15 protein-coding genes and 2 tRNA genes are annotated in these 17,845 nt (G+C 68.5%); 8 read left to right on the forward strand and 9 right to left on the reverse strand.

Annotated features, from left to right (window positions below):
• Nucleotides 1-14 precede the first annotated feature (14 nt).
• Entirely contained in the window at nt 15-968 is a 954-nt protein-coding gene (locus WBA97_RS00015; RefSeq protein ID WP_424228515.1) for a sporulation protein, read from the reverse strand.
• A gap of 385 nt (nt 969-1,353) precedes the next feature.
• Between WBA97_RS00015 and WBA97_RS00020 the strand changes: the two genes are divergently transcribed.
• Nucleotides 1,354-2,409 (forward strand): hypothetical protein, encoded by a 1,056-nt coding sequence (locus tag WBA97_RS00020; protein WP_424228516.1) that lies wholly within the window; start codon nt 1,354-1,356, stop codon nt 2,407-2,409.
• Between the two features lie 229 nt (nt 2,410-2,638).
• Nucleotides 2,639-3,286: a hypothetical protein gene (locus tag WBA97_RS00025; protein ID WP_424228517.1), complete on the forward strand. Its 648-nt coding sequence runs from the start codon at nt 2,639-2,641 to the stop codon at nt 3,284-3,286.
• A gap of 187 nt (nt 3,287-3,473) precedes the next feature.
• On the opposite strand, the gene WBA97_RS00030 is transcribed toward WBA97_RS00025, so the two are convergent.
• The 4 genes from WBA97_RS00030 to gltX all read right to left on the reverse strand — a co-directional run bounded on the left by WBA97_RS00030 (nt 3,474) and on the right by gltX (nt 6,155).
• Nucleotides 3,474-3,546 (reverse strand) — tRNA-Glu (locus WBA97_RS00030).
• Between the two features lie 44 nt (nt 3,547-3,590).
• Nucleotides 3,591-3,662 (reverse strand) — tRNA-Gln (locus tag WBA97_RS00035).
• Between the two features lie 54 nt (nt 3,663-3,716).
• Nucleotides 3,717-4,442, reverse strand: coding sequence for an HAD family hydrolase (locus WBA97_RS00040; RefSeq protein WP_424228518.1), 726 nt, complete (start codon nt 4,440-4,442; stop codon nt 3,717-3,719).
• Nucleotides 4,443-4,676: 234 nt separating this feature from the next.
• On the reverse strand, nt 4,677-6,155 hold the full coding sequence (gltX, locus tag WBA97_RS00045; RefSeq protein ID WP_424228519.1) for a glutamate--tRNA ligase: 1,479 nt from the start codon (nt 6,153-6,155) through the stop codon (nt 4,677-4,679).
• Nucleotides 6,156-6,245: 90 nt separating this feature from the next.
• Here gltX and WBA97_RS00050 point away from each other — a divergent pair, with 90 nt between their 5' ends.
• Nucleotides 6,246-7,481 (forward strand): FAD-dependent oxidoreductase, encoded by a 1,236-nt coding sequence (locus WBA97_RS00050; protein WP_424228520.1) that lies wholly within the window; start codon nt 6,246-6,248, stop codon nt 7,479-7,481.
• A gap of 315 nt (nt 7,482-7,796) precedes the next feature.
• Here the strand turns inward: WBA97_RS00050 and WBA97_RS00055 are convergent, their stop codons facing one another.
• Nucleotides 7,797-8,498 (reverse strand): IclR family transcriptional regulator, encoded by a 702-nt coding sequence (locus tag WBA97_RS00055; protein WP_424228521.1) that lies wholly within the window; start codon nt 8,496-8,498, stop codon nt 7,797-7,799.
• 86 nt (nt 8,499-8,584) lie between these two features.
• Between WBA97_RS00055 and leuC the strand changes: the two genes are divergently transcribed.
• The 3 genes from leuC to WBA97_RS00070 all read left to right on the forward strand — a co-directional run bounded on the left by leuC (nt 8,585) and on the right by WBA97_RS00070 (nt 11,445).
• Entirely contained in the window at nt 8,585-10,021 is a 1,437-nt protein-coding gene (gene leuC, locus WBA97_RS00060; protein ID WP_424228522.1) for a 3-isopropylmalate dehydratase large subunit, read from the forward strand.
• A 15-nt stretch (nt 10,022-10,036) separates the two neighbouring features.
• Nucleotides 10,037-10,636 carry a 3-isopropylmalate dehydratase small subunit gene (gene leuD / locus WBA97_RS00065; RefSeq protein WP_424228529.1) on the forward strand — a complete coding sequence of 200 codons (600 nt, stop codon included), beginning with the start codon at nt 10,037-10,039 and terminating at the stop codon, nt 10,634-10,636.
• A gap of 155 nt (nt 10,637-10,791) precedes the next feature.
• Nucleotides 10,792-11,445: an HU family DNA-binding protein gene (locus tag WBA97_RS00070; RefSeq protein WP_424228523.1), complete on the forward strand. Its 654-nt coding sequence runs from the start codon at nt 10,792-10,794 to the stop codon at nt 11,443-11,445.
• Between the two features lie 789 nt (nt 11,446-12,234).
• On the opposite strand, the gene WBA97_RS00075 is transcribed toward WBA97_RS00070, so the two are convergent.
• Genes WBA97_RS00075 through cofC form a run of 3 tightly spaced genes read right to left on the reverse strand, consistent with a single transcriptional unit; the run spans nt 12,235 to nt 15,949 of the window.
• Complete coding sequence (locus WBA97_RS00075) at nt 12,235-13,113, reverse strand: NUDIX hydrolase (RefSeq protein ID WP_424228524.1); 879 nt, start codon at nt 13,111-13,113, stop codon at nt 12,235-12,237.
• 4 nt (nt 13,114-13,117) lie between these two features.
• Nucleotides 13,118-15,307 carry an RNA degradosome polyphosphate kinase gene (locus tag WBA97_RS00080; RefSeq protein ID WP_424228525.1) on the reverse strand — a complete coding sequence of 730 codons (2,190 nt, stop codon included), beginning with the start codon at nt 15,305-15,307 and terminating at the stop codon, nt 13,118-13,120.
• Nucleotides 15,308-15,949, reverse strand: a complete 642-nt coding sequence (gene cofC, locus WBA97_RS00085) for a 2-phospho-L-lactate guanylyltransferase (protein WP_424228526.1) — start codon at nt 15,947-15,949, stop codon at nt 15,308-15,310.
• A gap of 76 nt (nt 15,950-16,025) precedes the next feature.
• On the opposite strand from cofC, the gene WBA97_RS00090 reads away from it, so the two are divergent.
• Both WBA97_RS00090 and WBA97_RS00095 read left to right on the forward strand, forming a co-directional pair.
• Entirely contained in the window at nt 16,026-16,763 is a 738-nt protein-coding gene (locus WBA97_RS00090) for a lysophospholipid acyltransferase family protein (RefSeq protein WP_424228527.1), read from the forward strand.
• On the forward strand, nt 16,756-17,763 hold the full coding sequence (locus WBA97_RS00095) for an NAD(P)H-dependent glycerol-3-phosphate dehydrogenase (protein ID WP_424228528.1): 1,008 nt from the start codon (nt 16,756-16,758) through the stop codon (nt 17,761-17,763). Before WBA97_RS00090 ends, WBA97_RS00095 begins: the two co-directional genes overlap by 8 nt.
• Nucleotides 17,764-17,845 lie beyond the last annotated feature (82 nt).

Raw genomic sequence — 17,845 nt, forward strand, 5'->3', positions numbered from 1 at the left:
GCCGCACGGAGGGGCTATTCCTCGCCGCCGAAGTCCTCGCCGCCGTCGAACAGCTCGCCGTCCATCATGTCGCCGATGATCATCCCGCCGACCAGGCCCGCGGCGGCACCGCCGACCATCGCACCCATGCCGGGGCGGCGTCCGTGGTGGCCGTGGTGGCCGTGGTGGCCACCGCCGAAGGCCGGGTTGACCCGCGGCGCACGGTCGGCGGCGTCGGCGAGCCAGCCGCCGATGATCGAGGTCCAGTCGGCCCGCTCCGCCTCCGCATGGGACATCCGGAAGCGGCCGAACGTGTCACCGCCCTGCCGGAAGAGCCCGCCACGCTTGTCGGCCTCGAGGACCACCCACAGCTCATTCGGGTTCGTCACGAAGGTCAGCTCGACCTGGTTGAGCCGCCCCGCGAACCGCGGCGGCGGGAAGAACTCGATCTCCTGGTAGAACCCCAGCTCCTGCGGTACCGCGGCGATCCGGCCGACCTCGACGTCGGCGGCCCGGAAGGTGGCGCCCAATTCGCCGAAGGCCGCCAGCACCCGGTCCTGCGACGGCAGCGGCCGCACCATCACGGGGTCGAGGTCGCCCTTGTCCGGCGCGCCCTTGATCACCAGTTCGGTGCGCACGCCGACGACCATGCCCGGCAGGGCGACCTCACCGACTGAGGTCACCGGCGTCTCCCACGGCAGCGCGAGCTGGAAGGGGATGTCGAGCCGCTCGTTCGCGGGCACCCGGACGTCCCGCTGCACGACGAGCCGGAAGAACTCCCCGGTGCCGTGCGCCTCGCCGTCGCCGTGCTCGACCTCGATCCGGGTGACGAGCGAGAGCACCACCTGGTCGATGACGGCGTCGTTCGTACCGCCCTGGATCTGGACCTTGCCCCTGAGCACCTCCCCGGCCTGGGCGATCGACGAGTCGAGCACGGTATCGACCGAGGGCCCACCCACCCCGAAGGCGGAGAGCATTCGCTTGAACACAGACATCCCTTCCGTATCGCGAAGCGCGACAACCCGCGCACGGAAATGGTGTCATGAACCAGTAAGACCGGACAATACGGGCGGACTGTCCACAGAAGATGCTTTGGTCTCAACGTCTGTCAGGTATTGCCACGGCCGGATCGCCGACACCGCCCGGGGCCGCGCGGCGATGTTGGTGTCAGCCCTGTCTGCTTTGTGCTCAAGGACACATCGTCGGGGATGTACGACCCAGGGCATGATCTCTTGTGTTCGCCTCTTCATTGGCCACGTGGTCGATTGGTGGCGTCTTCGGGGGAATCGGTTGCGGTTCCGAGGTTGCGGAACGTGCCGTGAAATCGTTCGGGACGACTCACTGCGTGTGCTGGTAGAAGAAGTAGGACTGGGGATGGTCATGTCACGGCGGACTGGTGTGGTCTGTGGTGCTTTTCTGCTGGTGGTCGTCGCCGGCTATTCTGCTCAGAACACCGCCGGTGGGCACAAGTCGGCGGGTTCGGCATCCGAACCCGTGAGCACGGGCGCGGTGCCTTCCTCGCAGTCCTCCGGCGCCGTGCCATCGCGACGCGTCTTCGCGAACCCGAACGAGCTCACCGCGCAGGACGCGCTCGGAGATCTGACGCTGTTGAACCCCTGCAGCGTGGTCGATCCTGACGCGTTGCCTGACAGTTGGATCGCGGTGATCGACATACCGGTTGCGTTCAACTTCTGTGAGATCGCGGTGACCACCAAAGAGGGTGCGGTGCTCGAGGTTCGTGTCGGGAAGCCTCGACTGGCTGCGGGCACTGGAAAGAATCAGCCTGTCAGGGCTCGTGAAGCGGGAATCTCCATTGCCTCCGGACTGCCCGAAATCCATGGTAGTTGCTCGCGGGAGGTTGTGTTCGCAGATTATTTTGCGTTGGGTGTGCACGCGAGTATCGACACGTCCATGGGCACCACTGACCCGTGCGTGGTGAGCGACACGATCGCCGATCACGTCGTCTCCGAAGTGCTGGACGGTCGCGCCGAAAGTCTCACCTTCTCCGAGCACTCACTGGGCAGGCTCGACGCGTGCACGCTCGTCGGGCCGGACCTGCTTGCCGCGGTGCCCGGCCTTGGTGCCGATGCCGAGCCGGCGGAGTTCATCGCCGGTCACAGTTGCTGGTGGGAGAACGTCAACACGCGGGCGATGCTCGACCTAGAGTTCGGGGTCGGCCACCTCCCTGTAGGACACTCGGGCACCACGTTGCACGGGCGTTATACGGCGACCACCCAGTATGCCGATTCCGAGCAGATCTCCATGTGCGAGGTCAGCGGTGAACACGTGCCGTTCGAGTACGAGAACGAGATGGCGATTCTGGAGCGTGTGACCATCTTCGTACAACTACCTGCCGGCCAAGGTGGTCAGGCCTGCGTCGCCGCCACCGCGGTCGCGGACGGTCTGTGGCAGACCCTGCCGCCGCTGTGATGGACCGGGGCTTGTCGAGGCTGGTCCCATGATGTTGCCGTCGCGAATCGGTGGATCGACGACCCACACTGTCGGCTACTTCGAGTATGACCATCGGAGTTTGGCTGAGTGGGCGGCGCTTGACGGCGTGCTCGCAGCGCACTCGCGATCCTGTAACGAGGGCACCGGTGATCGCGACTGGTTGGTGAGACGTTCACAACCAGGGGGATCATCGGTGCGTCGTACTGTCGTGGCTGCTCTGTCCGTGCTTGCCGTGGCCACAGCCTGTGGTTCACCGTCCGCGACCGGTTCGGTCGCGGACTCGGCGCCATCGACGGCGCCGCCGCCGCCGACGACGACCGCCCCCGCGTCGGCACCGGGTGGGATCCCGGAGCCTGCTCCGGTCGACGAGTGGACACCGACCACGGACGGCGACACGGGGGTGAGCTTCGCGCTGCCGGGTGTGACGAACCGGCAGACCCGGCCGGGTGTCGACGGTGTGAGCGCGGCGACCACGCTGTACGGGGCAGAGGTCACCGACGAGTTGAACATGTCGGTCAGCTTCACGAGCGCACCCGGTGCCGAGTACTCCGCCGCGGGACTGCAGGACGTCGCCGCGCAGCTCGTCGCGCAGCTCCAAGCGGCCGGTTCCGAGGACGCGGAGGCGCTCGACCGCACCGCGACCACGGTCGGCGGGCATCCGGTCCTGGACTTCCGGATGTCGTTCACCTCACGGGACGGCAGGCGCAGCATCTGGTTCGTGCGCTTCGTGGGTAACGGGTCCTCGGCCGTCCAGCTGCAGAGCATCGCCTTCGTCGACCCGGCCACCGAGGCCGCGGCCACCGGCGTCGTCGGGCGATACCACCAACAGCTCATCGGCACGCTGACCATGTCTTGACACGGTTTCCCGTTGTTGAGAAGAAACGGGATGGGCCACTTCGCAACAACTGGAATCGTCGGCAATTTCGCGCTGAATGCACTGCGAGATCCTTCTCCGATGTGAGTCGAGAAGGGCGCGTAACAGAACTATGTCGCAATACAGCAAACCAGGCCGTTTCCGATGGAAACGGCCTGGTCAGCATATGTAGCCCCGACGGGATTTGAACCCGCGCTACCGCCTTGAGAGGGCGGCGTCCTAGGCCGCTAGACGACGGGGCCTTGAACCAGAGAGAACTCTATCAGTACCGATTTTGTTCGCTCTGCTGGGGTACCAGGACTCGAACCTAGACTAACTGAACCAGAATCAGTCGTGCTGCCAATTACACCATACCCCAACGTTGCTGGTCGTCAGCGACCTCGCGGTCGCTCGATCAGCACCGGAGAAGATGTTAGACCACGCCCTCCCGCCACCGGAAATCGGCCCCGGCAGTGGCGGTCAGGTCAGGGGTGCGGTACTCGCTGACCAGCAGTTCCGGCAGGTCGGCGAGGGTCTCGATGGTCTGGACGCCCGATTCGATCGCGGTGTTGGCCGACGACCGGGTGAGCCACACGCCGTGGAGGCCCGCGTCCCTCGCGCCGATGGCGTCGGTGTCGAGAAGGTCGCCGACGTGGACCGTCTCGGATGGAAGGACGCCCATGCGGGCGCAGGCCGTGTGGAAGATCACGGGGTCAGGTTTGGCGGCACCGAGTTCGCCCGCGATGACGAGCGTGTCGAAGAACCGTGCGATGCCCAGACCCGTGAGTTTGGCGCGCTGGTGGTTGCCGGAGGCGTTGGTGACGGCGGCGATCTTCAAACCGGCGGCACGCAGCCAGTCGAGACACGGGATCGCGTCGGTGAAGAGCTGCCACGTGGTGCACAGCTGGGTGCGGCGGCGCTCTTCGAGGGTGGCGACGAGGTCGTCGTCGAGCAGGGCGCCGAGATCGGCGAAGAACGCCTTCGTCCGGGCCTTGTGCATGGCGTCGTAGGTCAGCTCGCCCGCCACGACTCGTGCGACGTGCTCGTCGGTGGTGCGCTGCCAGCACGACCACATGTCGTCGCGGCCGATGAGGTCGAAGAGGGCGCGCCGGGCGGAGCTCGTGAAATCGACGAGTGTGTCGTCGATGTCCAAGCACACTGCCTGGATTCTCGGGAGCTCGTGCGCGGCAGCCGGCCCGGTCGGGTGGCGGTCGGAGGCAGCAGGAAACGGCACGAGCCCAAAGGTCATCAGCAGAGGTTAGGCCGCCCGGGGCACCCTTCGATTCGGCTATAGAGGTGATTGTGTGGACTCTGACTCGATAAAGAGAGTCCGGCCCCAGCAAGAGGCGATTACGATGTATCGCTCTTCATCACCATGGCGTTACCGGCCCGGTCAGGCGCGAGCCGCGCGCAACCGCGAGAGTGATCGTTCGCGGCCCAGCAGTTCGAGCGACTCGTACAGCGGCGGGGAAACCGTCCGGCCCGTCGCCGCGACCCGCACGGGAGCGAACGCCTTGCGTGGTTTGAGTCCGAGCCCGTCGATCAGCGCCGCCTTCAGCGCCTCCTCGATGGCGGTCGTCGTCCACGTCCCGACGCCTTCGAGCGCGGCGATGCTCGCGTCGAGAACGGGTGCGGCGTCGGCGCCGAGTGCCTTCGCGGCCGATTCCGGCTCCGGCGTGAACTCCTCTTCCGGGGTGAAGAGGAACCGCACCATGGTGGCCACTTCGGACAGCACGGTGACGCGTTCCTGGACCAGTGGGGAAATGGCACGCAGCGCGTCCAGATCGGTGCTCGACGGGTTCTCGGCGAGGATCTTCGCGGAGACGAGGTAGGGAATGACGCGCTCGACGAAAACCTCGGGGGCGAGCCTGCGGATGTGCTCGCCGTTGATGGACTCCGCCTTCTTCACGTCGAACCGGGCCGAGTTCGCGTTGACCTTCGAGATGTCGAACGCGGCGATCATCTCGTCCATCGTGAAGATGTCCCGGTCCTCGGCGATCGACCAGCCGAGCAGCGCGAGGTAGTTGAGCATGCCCTCTGGCACGAAACCACGTTCGCGATAGTTGAAGAGGTTCGACTGCGGGTCGCGCTTGGACAGTTTCTTGTTGCCGTCGCCGCGTACCAGCGGCAGGTGCCCGAACCGCGGGGTGAAGGTGGTGACGCCGATCCGCTGCAGCGCCTCGTACAACGCGATCTGCCTCGGCGTCGACGGGAGCAGGTCCTCGCCGCGCAGCACATGGGTGATGCGCATGAGCGCGTCGTCGACCGGGTTGGTGAGCGTGTACAGCGGGGCGCCGTTGGCACGCACCAGCACCGGGTCGGGCACGCTGCCGACCTTGAACACGATCTCGCCGCGCACCACGTCGTCGAACGCGATGTCGTGCGCCGGCATCCGCAGGCGCAGCACCGGTTCGCGGCCCTCGGCCAGGAAAGCGGCCTTCTGCTCGTCGGTGAGCTCGCGGTCGGCGTTGTCGTAGCCGAGCTTCGGGTCCTGGCCCGCCGCCTTGCGCCGCGCCTCAACCTCCTCGTTGGAGGAGAAGGACTCGTACAGCTCGCCCGCTTCCAGGAGCCTGCGCGTGATGTCGGCGTAGATGTCGCCGCGCTCGCTCTGGCGGTACGGGCCGTCGGGGCCGCCGACCTCGGGACCCTCGTCCCAGTCGATGTTCAGCCACCGCAAGCCGTCGAGCAGCGCGTGGTAGCTCTCCTCGCTGTCACGCGACGCATCGGTGTCCTCGATGCGGAACACCAGCGTGCCGCCGTGGTGGCGGGCGAAGGCCCAGTTGAACAGGACGGTGCGGATCAGGCCAACGTGCGGCGTGCCCGTCGGGGACGGGCTGAAGCGGGCGCGGACCTCGGCTTTTGCAGTAGTCATGGCCCGATCAGCGTATCCGCCTTGACGTCGCGTGCCCGACGGGTGCATCCTGACCTTATTCAACATGAGATGAATTCGACGGGAGGCGTCATGACAAGGACGCGACGGACCACGTGCCTGGTCGTCGGCGGCGGCCCCGCGGGCATGGTGCTGGGACTCCTGCTCGCCCGCGCGGGCATCGCGGTGACAGTGCTGGAGAAGCACGCCGACTTCCTTCGTGACTTCCGGGGCGACACGGTGCACCCGACGACCCTGGACCTGCTCGACGAGCTGGGGCTGGGGGAGGAGTTCGCGAAGTTGCCGCAGAGCAGGCTGGAGCAGGCGCAACTGCCGACGCCGCGGGGGATGGTGCGGTTCGGCGACTTCACCCAGCTGTCCGGCAAGCACAACTACATCGCGATGGTGCCGCAGTGGGATCTGCTGGACCTGTTGGCGGACGCCGCGAAGCAGGAGCCGACGTTCACGCTCCGCATGGAAACCGAGGCGGTCGACCTCGTCCGGGACCACGGACGGGTGGTCGGCGTCGAGTACCGCACGGCGGCTGGTGAGACCGGGCAGATCCTCGCGGACCTCACGGTCGCGGCCGACGGGCGCCGCTCGGTGCTGCGCTCCGCCGCCGACATGATGGTCCGGGACTACCCGACACCGCTGGACGTCTGGTGGTTCCGGCTGCCGAGGCACGCCGACGACCCGAGCGGCGGGGTCGGCGTGATGAGCAGGCAACGCGCGGTGATCATGTTGGACCGCAATGACTACTGGCAGACCGCGGTCCTGATCCGCAAGGGCTCGGACGCGGAGGAGCGCAGGGTGCCGGTCTCGACGATGGTGGCGAGCATCGCGGAGGTGGCGCCGTGGCTGGCCGGCCGGGTGGACTCGGTGTCCTCGTGGGACGACGTGAAGCTGCTCGACGTCCGTGTCGACCGGCTGAGCCGCTGGTACACCGAGGGCCTGCTGTGCATCGGTGACGCGGCCCACGCGATGTCACCGGTCGGTGGCGTCGGCATCAACCTCGCGGTGCAGGACGCGGTCGCGGCGGCCACGCTGCTGGCCGAACCCCTTGCCGAGGGCACGGTCACGACCCGCGACCTCGCGAAGGTCCAGCGGCGCAGGCTTCTGCCGACGGTCATCACACAGGGCGTGCAACGGTTCCTGCACGCACGGGTGCTGAAGCCCGCGCTGGCAGGCGAGATCGAGATCGCGCGTGCGACCAAGCTGCCGCTGCCCCTCCGGATGATCAGCCGGTTCCCGAAGCTGCGGCGCGTCCCCGCATACGTCGTCGGCCGCGGCTTCCGCCCGGAGCACGCACCGGACTTCGCCCGCCGCTAGCCAGTCCGCCTCCCCGGCATTCAACGTGTTGGTTCCGGCCCAGCGCAGGCGCCGGACCTCGAGGTGGTTGGTGGCTGGGTGCCGGCACGGTCCCCTGAGATCACTGTTGGTCAGGCCCAGACCATCGCACAAAGATCCATCGGACAGGTTCGATCTAGTCCAGGTTCCGTGCCGGAGAAGGCGTGTGCCGGGAAGTCCTTGCTGCTCGGTGGCTTGGTGAGGAACGGCCACCGGACCCGTCAGGCCACCCTCCGTGCCCGGTCGGTCGCACAGCGCGGCGCCGATCGTCCACTGGGGATGATCACTGTGGACGACCTAGAGACGGGTCTGGAGCGCGTCCGCCGCCGCGAGCAGGTCCGCGGCCCAGCGCGCGCCCGGTCGCCTGCCCATGCGGTCGATGGGGCCGGACACCGAGACCGCCGCCACGACCTGGCCCGCCGTGTCGCGGACCGGCGCGGACACGCTTGCCACGCCGGGTTCCCGCTCGGCCACGCTCTGCGCCCACCCGCGCCGCCGCACCTCGAGTAGTGCCCGCTCGCCGAACACCGCGTCCGCGAGCAGTGCCCGCTGGGTGGCCGGGTCCGTCCACGCCGCAAGGACCTTCGCGCCGGAGCCCGCGGTCATCGGGAGCCGTGCGCCGACGGGAACGGTGTCGCGCAGGCCACTCGGCGGCTCCGCCGAGGAGATGCAGACGCGGTGCATGCCGTCGCGCCGGTAGAGCTGCACGCTCTCGCCCGTGCGGTCCCTCAGCCTTGGCAGCACGCTGCTCGCGGCGTCGAGCAACGGGTCCACCGCGCCACCGGCCAGTTCGGCAAGCGCGGCACCCGGCCGCCACCGCCCGTCACTTCCTCTGCGCAGCAAGCGATGCACCTCGAGGCCCACCGCGAGCCGGTGCGCGGTCGCGCGAGGCAGTCCCGTGCGTGTGCAGAGTTCGGCCAGTCCACAAGGCTCCTTGGCGACCGCCTGCAGGACCGCCATTGCCTTGTCCAGTACACCGATGCCGCTATGCTGTCCCACGTCTCGATATTAAGTTCCCGCTATATGGGATGTCCAGTGTTTCAGATCGTGGGAACCAAACTTCCGAAGTCGATGGGTGAGAAGGCATGGGAAAGACGCTTGCCGAGAAGGTATGGGACCAACACGTCGTACGGCGGGGAAGCGGCGCCGAGCCGGACCTGCTGTACATCGACCTCCACCTCGTCCACGAGGTGACCAGCCCGCAGGCGTTCGACGGTCTGCGGTTGTCCGGTCGCAGCGTGCGCAGGCCCGATCTCACCATCGCCACTGAGGACCACAACGTCCCGACGATCGACATCGACCTGCCGATCGCGGACCCGGTGTCCCGCACTCAGGTCGACACCCTCCGCAAGAACTGCGCGGAGTTCGGTGTCCGGCTGCACCCCATGGGCGACGCGGAGCAGGGCATCGTGCACGTCGTCGGCCCGCAGCTGGGCCTGACACAGCCGGGGATGACCGTGGTGTGCGGGGACAGTCACACCTCGACGCACGGCGCGTTCGGCGCGCTGGCGTTCGGCATCGGCACGTCCGAGGTCGAGCACGTGCTCGCCACCCAGACTCTGCCGTTGCGGCCCTTCAGGACGATGGCGATCACTGTGGACGGGGAGCTCCGCCCCGGCGTCACGGCGAAGGACGTCATCCTCGCGGTCATCGCGAAGATCGGCACCGGCGGCGGGCAGGGCTACGTGCTCGAGTACCGGGGCGCCGCGATCGAGAAGCTGTCGATGGAAGCGCGGATGACCGTCTGCAACATGTCCATCGAGGCGGGTGCCCGCGCCGGGATGATCGCGCCGGACGAGACCACGTTCGCCTACCTGAAGGGGCGGCCGCACGCGCCGAGGGGGGAACTGTGGGACGCCGCGGTCGAGTCGTGGCTGGCGTTGCGCACCGACGACGACGCGGAGTTCGACACCGAGGTGCGCATCGACGCGAGCACACTGACCCCGTACGTGACGTGGGGCACCAACCCCGGGCAGGGACTCCCGCTTTCTGCGACGGTGCCCGACCCGGCGGCGATCGGGGACGAGAACGAGCGGTTCGCCGCGGAGAAGGCGCTCTCGTACATGGACCTGGAGCCGGGCACGCCGCTGCGCGACATCCACGTCGACACCGTCTTCCTCGGCTCGTGCACCAACGGCCGGATCGAGGACCTGCGTGCCGCCGCGGACGTGTTGCGGGGCCGCAAGGTCGCCGACGGGGTGCGGATGCTCGTGGTGCCTGGGTCGATGCGGGTGCGCGCGGCCGCCGAGTCCGAGGGCCTGCACCGGGTCTTCCTTGAGGCGGGCGCCGAGTGGCGGCAGGCGGGTTGCTCCATGTGCCTCGGGATGAACCCGGACCAGCTCAAGCCCGGTGAGCGGAGCGCGTCCACATCGAACCGCAACTTCGAGGGACGGCAGGGCAAGGGCGGACGGACCCACCTGGTGTCGCCGCTCGTCGCGGCCGCGACCGCGGTCCGCGGCACCCTCTCCTCGCCGGAAGACCTGCTTGCTGGGTCCGGCATCGCCACCGGCGACCAGGCCTGAAAGGGGCAAATGACGATGGATGCCTTCACCACACACACCGGCGTCGGGGTGCCGCTGCGGCGGTCCAACGTGGACACCGACCAGATCATCCCGGCCGTGTACCTCAAGCGGGTGAGCAGGACCGGTTTCGAGGACGGACTGTTCTCAGCCTGGCGGCAGGACGACCAGTTCGTGCTCAACCTGGCCCCCTTCCGTGCGGGCAGCGTCCTGGTGGCGGGCCCGGACTTCGGCACCGGGTCCTCCAGGGAGCACGCCGTGTGGGCCTTGTCCGACTACGGCTTCCGGGCCGTCATCTCCTCCCGGTTCGCGGACATCTTCCGCGGCAACGCTGGCAAGCAGGGGCTGATCGCGGCCCAGTGCGAGCAGGCGGATGTGGAGCTGCTCTGGAAGCTCCTTGAGTCCGAGCCGGGTACCGAGGTGACCGTCGATCTCACGGACAAGACGGTGCGCGCCAAGGACTTCACGGCGCCGTTCCAGATCGACGACTACACCCGCTGGCGGCTCCTCGAGGGGCTCGACGACATCGCTCTCACGCTGCGACACGAGGACGAGATCGGGTCTTTCGAGGAGTCAAGGGAACCCTGGAAGCCGACCACCTCTACACTCCCATCCTGAGGCCGTCGAATAGGCAGCCACGCAACGAAATCCGACACCCGTAGCGGGGAAATTGGGCGAGTCGCGTGGAAATTGTGCCGAGTTAGGCATACGGTGGCCAAGAAGTCGGCCGGATTGGCCGAGAACGCTAGTGTGGTCATACGGAGGACTGAAGGGTGAACAAGGCCCAACTCATCGAGGCGCTCTCGGATCGCCTCGGCGACAAGAAGGCCGCAGGCGCTGCGGTCGATGGTCTCGTCGATGTGATCGTCCGCACGGTCAACAAGGGCGAGAAGGTGAACATCACCGGCTTCGGGGTGTTCGAGAAGCGTGCTCGTGCCGCTCGTACCGCGCGCAACCCGCGCACGGGCGAGACGGTGAAGGTCAAGAAGACCAACGTGCCTGCCTTCCGTGCCGGCACGACCTTCAAGGACGTGGTGAGCGGCGCGAAGAAGCTGCCGAAGGTGGTCGCACCGCGGAAGACGGCTGCGGCGTCCACCGCGCGTAGCGCTGCCGCGACCACGCGTACCGCGGCTGCTCGCCCGGCGTCCCGCGCCGCCGCGACCACGACGCGCAGCACGCGGACCGCCGCCGCCAAGCCGGCAACGCGCGCCGCCGCGGCCAAGACGACGGCGAAGGCTCCGGCCAAGACGACGGCGAAGGCCACGGCTGCGAAGACGACCGCGAAGGCGACCACCGCCAAGAAGGCCACTCCGGCCAAGGCGACGGCTGCCAAGCGGACGACGGCTGCCAAGGCGACCCCGGCGAAGGCGACCGCCGCGAAGCGGACCACCGCCGCCAAGCGGACCACCGCCGCGAAGAAGAAGTAACAACAGAGCAACAAGCCGAAGGCCGCCGCCCCCAGTGGGCGGCGGCCTTCGGCCGTCTCAGTACCGGACACACAGGACACCCTGCGGCACACCACATGCCCCTCATCCCCACCCCAGCCAAGCCAGACACCCGCCGAGCAGCCGGTTCACACAGAGCCCTGGCCAGCGCCTCAAACCCCCGCGAGTCCACGCTTCAGAACCCGCGAGTCCACGGTTCAGAACCCGCGAGTCCACGCTTCAGAACCCGCGAGTCCACGCTTCAGAACCCGCGAGTCCACGGTTCAGGACCCGCGAGTCCACGGTTCAGGACCCGCGAGTCCACGGTTCAGGACCCGCGAGTCGGCCGTTCGGGACCCGCGAGTCCACGGTTCGGGACCCGCGAGTCGGCCGTTCGGGACCCGCGAGTCCACGGTTCACGACGCGCGAGTCGGCCGTTCGGGACCCGCGAGTCCACGGTTCAGGACGCGCGAGTCGGCCTTTCCGAACCGCCGAACCGGCGGTTTTGCGACGGATCCGAAACGTCGACTCGGCGCCCGCGAAAGGTGGACTCGCGGATCGGCGAATCGAAGACTCGCGGGGTCGCGAAACGCGAACTCGCGGGTCCTGAACCGAAGACTCGCGGGTCCTGAACCGAAGACTCGCGGGTCCTGAACCGAAGACTCGCGGGTCCTGAACCGAAGACTCGCGGGTTCTGAACCGTGGACTCGCGGGTTCTGAACCGTGGACTCGCGGGGGTTTGGGGTGGCTACATCGGACAGGTGTGCGAAAGCGTTGTGGGGTGGGGGATGTTTACGGGACTCGGATGTAGTCCGCTGCCACCAGATGGGGGCCGTCGAAGAAGAGGGCCCACACGCTGCCCTTTTTGCTTTCCACGCGCCGGGGGACCGGTAGCCCGGTTTCGGCCGCCATACGCGACACCAGGTCCGGGATGACCCCACCCTGACTGCACACCACGGGAACTCCGCCCCCTGCCGCGATCTCCACCAGACGGCGTTGTGCGGCCTCCTCCATGCCCTCGTACTTCCGCTCCGCCAGCAGTTCCTCTTCCCCTACGGGGACACCGAGGTCGTCCGCCACCGGCTGCACCGTGCGCACGCACCGCACGAGCGGCGCCGAGAACACCCGGTCCGCGCCGTACACGGCGGCGAGCGTGCGGACCGGCGGCACCTGCTTCTCCCCGTTGCGGGACAGCGGACGCAGTTCGTCGGCGTCCTCCCACTGCGCCCTGCTGCCCGCCTTCGCGTGCCGCACCAGCAGCAGCGTCGTCAGGTCGGCAGGCTTCGCGACGAACGCCGCCAGCACCGGGTGGTCGCGTTCGTACGACACCCGCGCGATCGCGTCCGACACCGGCAACCAGGCCAGCTCCGCCACTTCGTCCGACGGCGCGAACTCACCGTCGAGGTACCGGGCCGCGAAGTAGTCCACCAGCTTGCGGTCCGCCCCGATGCGGTATCGCGTGCGGCCGAGGAACCGGCCCAGCGCCACCCGCGCGCCGGTCTCCTCCCGCACCTCCCGGTGTGCCGCGACCCGCGCGGACTCACCGGCCTCCAGCTTTCCCTTGGGCAGCGTCCAGTCGTCGTATCGCAGCCGGTGCGCCAGCGCGATCTCGACGATCCCCTCACGCACCCGCCACACGACGGCACCGGCCGCGGCGATCTCCTGGGCCATGCGACTATCCAAGCGCGCGGTGCCGGGCGAGCATCTGCGCCTGGTGGTCTCTCACCGACGATTCCTCCTCGGGGGACGCGGTCCAGTCGCCGTTGGGCTCCAGCACCCAGCAGCGCGTCGCGGGGTCCAGTGCGGACTCGAACATGCCGTCCAGCTGTGCGGTCAGCTTCGGATCGGTGATCCGCACCTGCACCTCGACGCGCCGGTCCAGGTTGCGGTGCATCATGTCCGCGCTGCCGAACCAGTGCTCGTCAGAGCCGACGAAGTGGAACACCCTGGAGTGCTCGAGGAACCGGCCCAGGATCGACCGCACCCGGATGTTGTCCGACAGGCCCTCGATGCCCGGCTTCAGCGCACAGATGCCACGCACCACGATGTCCACCGGCACCCCGGACTGCGACGCCCGGTACAGCGCGTCGATCACCTGCTCGTCCACCAGGCTGTTGATTTTCATGCGGATCCCGGCCGGCCTGCCCGCCCGCAGGTGCTCGGTCTCCCGTTCGATCTGCTCCACGATGCCGCGCCGGATCCCGTACGGCGCCACCATCAGCGAGCGGTACGTATCCTGCCGCGCGTATCCCGTCAGCACGTTGAACAGGTCGGTGAGGTCGGCGCCGATCGACGGTTCCGCCGTCAGGAGGCCAACGTCCTCGTACAGACGCGCGGTCTTCGGGTTGTAGTTGCCGGTACCGATGTGGCAGTAGCGCCGGATGACCGACCCCTCCTGCCGCACCACGAGCGCGGTCTTGCAGTGGGTCTTCAGGCCCACCATGCCGTACACCACGTGCACGCCCGCCTTCTCCAGCGCACGCGCCCACTTGATGTTCGCCTGCTCGTCGAACCGCGCCTTGATCTCCACCAGCGCCACGACCTGCTTGCCCGCCTCGGCCGCGTCGATCAGCGCCTCGACGATGGGGGAGTCGCCCGAGGTCCGGTACAGCGTCTGCTTGATCGCGAGCACGTGCGGGTCCGCTGCGGCCTGTTCGATGAACCGCTGCACGCTCGTGGAGAACGAGTCGTACGGGTGGTGCACCAGCACGTCGCCTTCGCGCAGCGTCGCGAACACGCTCTTCGGCGTCTCCCGCTCGGCGAACGCGGGGTGCGTCGCGGGCACGAACGGCGGGTCCTTCAGGTCCGTCCGATCGACACCGTGCAGCTGCCACAGGCACGACAGGTCCAGCAGCCCCGGCACGACGACCACGTCGTGCGGGTCGACCTCCAGCTCCCGCAGCAGGAGCTCCATCATGTGCTCGCTCATGTCGTCGGCGACCTCGAGCCGCACCGGCGGACCGAACCGGCGCTGTGCCAGCTCACGTTCGAGCGCCTTCAACAGGTCCTCGTCCTGGTCCTCCTCGACCTCCAGGTCGGCGTTGCGGGTGACGCGGAAGGCGTGCACCTCGGTGACCTGCATGCCGGCGAAGAGGTTGTCGAGGTGTGCCGCGATGAGCGTCTCCAGCGGCAGGAACAGCGCGCTGCGGTCCTCCCGCTTCTGCTGGACAGGGACGAGCCGGGACACGTTGTCCGGCACCTTCACACGGGCGAAGCGCTCGCCGCCGCCGTTCGGGTCCCGCACGGTCACCGCGAGGTTCAGCGACAGCCCTGAGATGTAGGGGAACGGGTGCGCCGGGTCGACCGCGAGCGGCGTGAGCACGGGGAAGATCTGCTCGCGGAAGTACCTGGCGAGCCGCCCCCGCTGCTCGTCGGTCAGCTCGGACCAGCCCGCGATCCGGATGTTCTGCTCGGCGAGCGCGGGCCGCAGCCGCTTCTCCCACGCGGACGCGTGCTGGCCGACGAGTTCCTGGTTGCGCTTGGCGATGTAGGCGAGCTGTTCCCTCGGGGTCAGTCCGTCGGCGCTGCGCACCGAGAGCCCGGTCTCGTCGCGGCGTTTGAGCCCCGCGACCCGCACCATGTAGAACTCGTCGAGGTTCGAGGAGAAGATCGCGAGGAACTTCGCGCGCTCGAGCAGCGGCTGCGACGCGTCCTCGGCGAGCGCGAGCACCCGCGCGTTGAAGTCCAGCCACGACAGTTCCCGGTTGAAGTACCGGTCGTCTCGCAGGTCGGTGACCGCCTCGGACGGCGTCACCGCCGGTGGTGAGGACGGCACCGGGCGGGCTTCTGGCACGGGGTCAGCCTGCTCGGCCTCGGTGGACTGTTCAGGGCTCGTGTCGGTGCTCACAACCTCATTGTCCAGCATTTATGGCGGAATGGTGCAGCCCAGCTCGAACGACCGGGTGAACTTTTCCGTGGCCACACCGAGGCCGAGCGCGGCGGCCGAGCCGAGATCGGCTTCGGTGTCCACATCGCAACGCAGCGTCGGCAGCGACGCGCCAACCCGGACCGCCCCGGTGGCCGCGTGCGCGTCGGCGGAACCCGGTCCGAAGCGCGGGTGGAGCGGTTCGCCCGGTGCGGCGAGCAGGAGGGTCGTCCCGGTGCCTGGCCGGTCGGCGCAGTAGGCCCGCGCGCCCCGCGCCTCCTCGATGGCGGCGGTCAGCTCGGCGGGACGAAGGGCGGGCAGGTCGGCCTGGAGCGCACCGACCGTGCCCGTTGGCGTGCGGAGCGACTCCGCGCCGAACGTCAGTGCCGCGTTGAGTCCGGGCAGGCCGCGCTCGTCGACGCACTCGACGCCGGTGCCGAGCAGTGCGGCGGGGACCCGTTCGTCCTCGCACACCACCAGCACCCTGCGCACGCCGTCGGCGGAGATCGCCGAGGTCACCGTGTCCAGCAGCAGGGCGAGGACCAGCTCGGCGTGCTGGTCCGCAGGCACCGCACCCCGCAGTCGCGACTTCGCACGGTCGAGCCGCTTGATCGGCACGACCAGGTCTGCTCCACGCTCCACACCCCCATCGTGCAGGACCCGGCGGCCACGCGTCGTCGTCGGGGCATACTCATCGGAAACTCGACAAGGAGGTCAGGTGCCGGCGCGACTGGAGAAGAGCGGCTTCTGGGTGTGGGTGACGGCGGCGGTCTTTTACCCGATTGCCTGGCTCGCGAAGACGACGCCGAAAGGAGCTGAGAACATCCGGCGCGATGGCGGCGTCCTGCTGGTGATGAACCACATCTCGCACCTGGACCCGCCGATGGACGCGGTGTTCGTGCACCGCAACGGACGGGTGCCGAGGTTCCTCGCCAAGGACAGCCTGTTCCGCGTGCCCGTGTTCAAACGCATGATCTCCGGCGCGGGCAGCATCCCGGTGTACCGGGCGACCGCGGCCGCGGGGGACAGCCTCGTGGCGGCCAAGGAAGCACTGAGGAACGGCAAGCTGGTGGTGATCTACCCGGAGGGCACGATCACCAGGGACCCGGACGGCTGGCCGATGAAGTCGCGGACCGGGGTGGCGCGGCTCGCGATGGAGTGCCTTGAGCACGACGTGCCGGTGTTCACCGCCGCGCGCTGGGGTACCAAGGACATCTTCGACGCCTACACGAAGAAGTTCCGGCCGTTACCGCGCAAGAAGGTCTCCTTCGACGTCTCCGCGCCGGTCGACCTGTCCGAGTTCAAGGGCAGGGAGGTCGACAACGACCTGCTGCGTGAGCTGACCGACTTCCTGATGGTGCGGGTCCGTGATCAGCTGGCCGGGCTGCGTGACGAGCCCGCGCCTGCCGAGTTCTACACGCGGACCAAGACGAAGAGCGTCAGCGACGATGGATGAGATGCGGGTCGCGGTGTTCGGCGCCGGTTCGTGGGGCACGACGTTCGCGAAGGTGCTCGCCGACGCGGGCACGAGTGTGGTCCTGTGGTCCCGGCGCCGCGAGGTGTCCGACGCGATCGCGCAGAGCAGGACGAACCCGGACTACCTGCCGGACGTGACGCTGCCCGCGAACCTCGAATCCACATCGGACCCGAGGGTGGCGCTGGACGGTGCCACCGACGTTGTCCTCGCCGTGCCGAGTCAGAGCCTGCGGCACAACCTCACCGCGTGGCGCGGCCTGATCGACCCGTCCGCGACGCTGATCAGCCTCGCGAAGGGCGTCGAGCTGGGCACGCTGAAGCGGATGAGCGAGGTCATCACCGAGGTGATGGGCGTGCCGCAGGACCAGGTCGCCGTGGTCACCGGGCCGAACCTGGCCCTGGAGATCGCGGCGGAGCAGCCGACCGCGTCGGTGATCGCGTGCACCGACCACGACCGGGCCGTCGCCGTGCAGAAGGCGTGCACCACGGGCTACTTCCGCCCCTACACCAACACGGACGTGGTCGGCTGCGAGCTGGGTGGCGCGTGCAAGAACGTGATCGCGCTGTCCTGTGGCATGGCGGGCGGGCTCGGGTTCGGCGACAACACGCTCGCCACGCTCATCACGCGCGGGCTCGCGGAGACGGCCAGGCTGGGCGAGGTGTTCGGCGCGAACCCGATGACGTTCGCGGGTCTCGCCGGGCTCGGTGATCTGGTGGCGACGTGTTCGTCCCCGTTGTCGCGCAACCGGTCCTTCGGGGAGCGGCTTGGCCGAGGCGAGTCCGTCGCGCAGGCCCAGGCCGCGGCGCACGGCCAGGTCGCGGAGGGCGTGAAGTCCTGTTCGTCGATCCGTGAGCTGGCGCTGCGCCACGGCATCGAGATGCCGATCACCGAAGTCGTGCACCGGGTGTGCCACGACGGCTTCGACCCACGCGAGATGGCGAACGAGCTGATCGGCCGCAAGACGAAGCCGGAGCGTTGACGCGGCGGCCCCCCCAGGGCCGCCGCGGCCGGCTCACGCACGCAGTGGCGTGTCCCTGACCCGCGGCAGTGTCGGTACCTCC

It is taken from the genome of Actinophytocola sp., from assembly GCF_049647105.1.
In the GTDB taxonomy this organism is placed as follows: Bacteria; Actinomycetota; Actinomycetes; order Mycobacteriales; family Pseudonocardiaceae; genus Actinophytocola.

What these genes read in the sequence shown, in the direction of transcription:
- WBA97_RS00020 (WP_424228516.1), top strand. Translation starts at nt 1,354, where the DNA reads ATGGTCATGTCACGGCGGACTGGTGTGGTCTGTGGTGCTTTTCTGCTG.
- gltX (WP_424228519.1), bottom strand. Translation starts at nt 6,155, where the DNA reads ATGACTACTGCAAAAGCCGAGGTCCGCGCCCGCTTCAGCCCGTCCCCG.
- WBA97_RS00050 (WP_424228520.1), top strand. Translation starts at nt 6,246, where the DNA reads ATGACAAGGACGCGACGGACCACGTGCCTGGTCGTCGGCGGCGGCCCC.
- leuC (WP_424228522.1), top strand. Translation starts at nt 8,585, where the DNA reads ATGGGAAAGACGCTTGCCGAGAAGGTATGGGACCAACACGTCGTACGG.
- leuD (WP_424228529.1), top strand. Translation starts at nt 10,037, where the DNA reads ATGGATGCCTTCACCACACACACCGGCGTCGGGGTGCCGCTGCGGCGG.
- WBA97_RS00075 (WP_424228524.1), bottom strand. Translation starts at nt 13,113, where the DNA reads ATGGCCCAGGAGATCGCCGCGGCCGGTGCCGTCGTGTGGCGGGTGCGT.
- WBA97_RS00080 (WP_424228525.1), bottom strand. Translation starts at nt 15,307, where the DNA reads ATGCTGGACAATGAGGTTGTGAGCACCGACACGAGCCCTGAACAGTCC.
- WBA97_RS00095 (WP_424228528.1), top strand. Translation starts at nt 16,756, where the DNA reads ATGGATGAGATGCGGGTCGCGGTGTTCGGCGCCGGTTCGTGGGGCACG.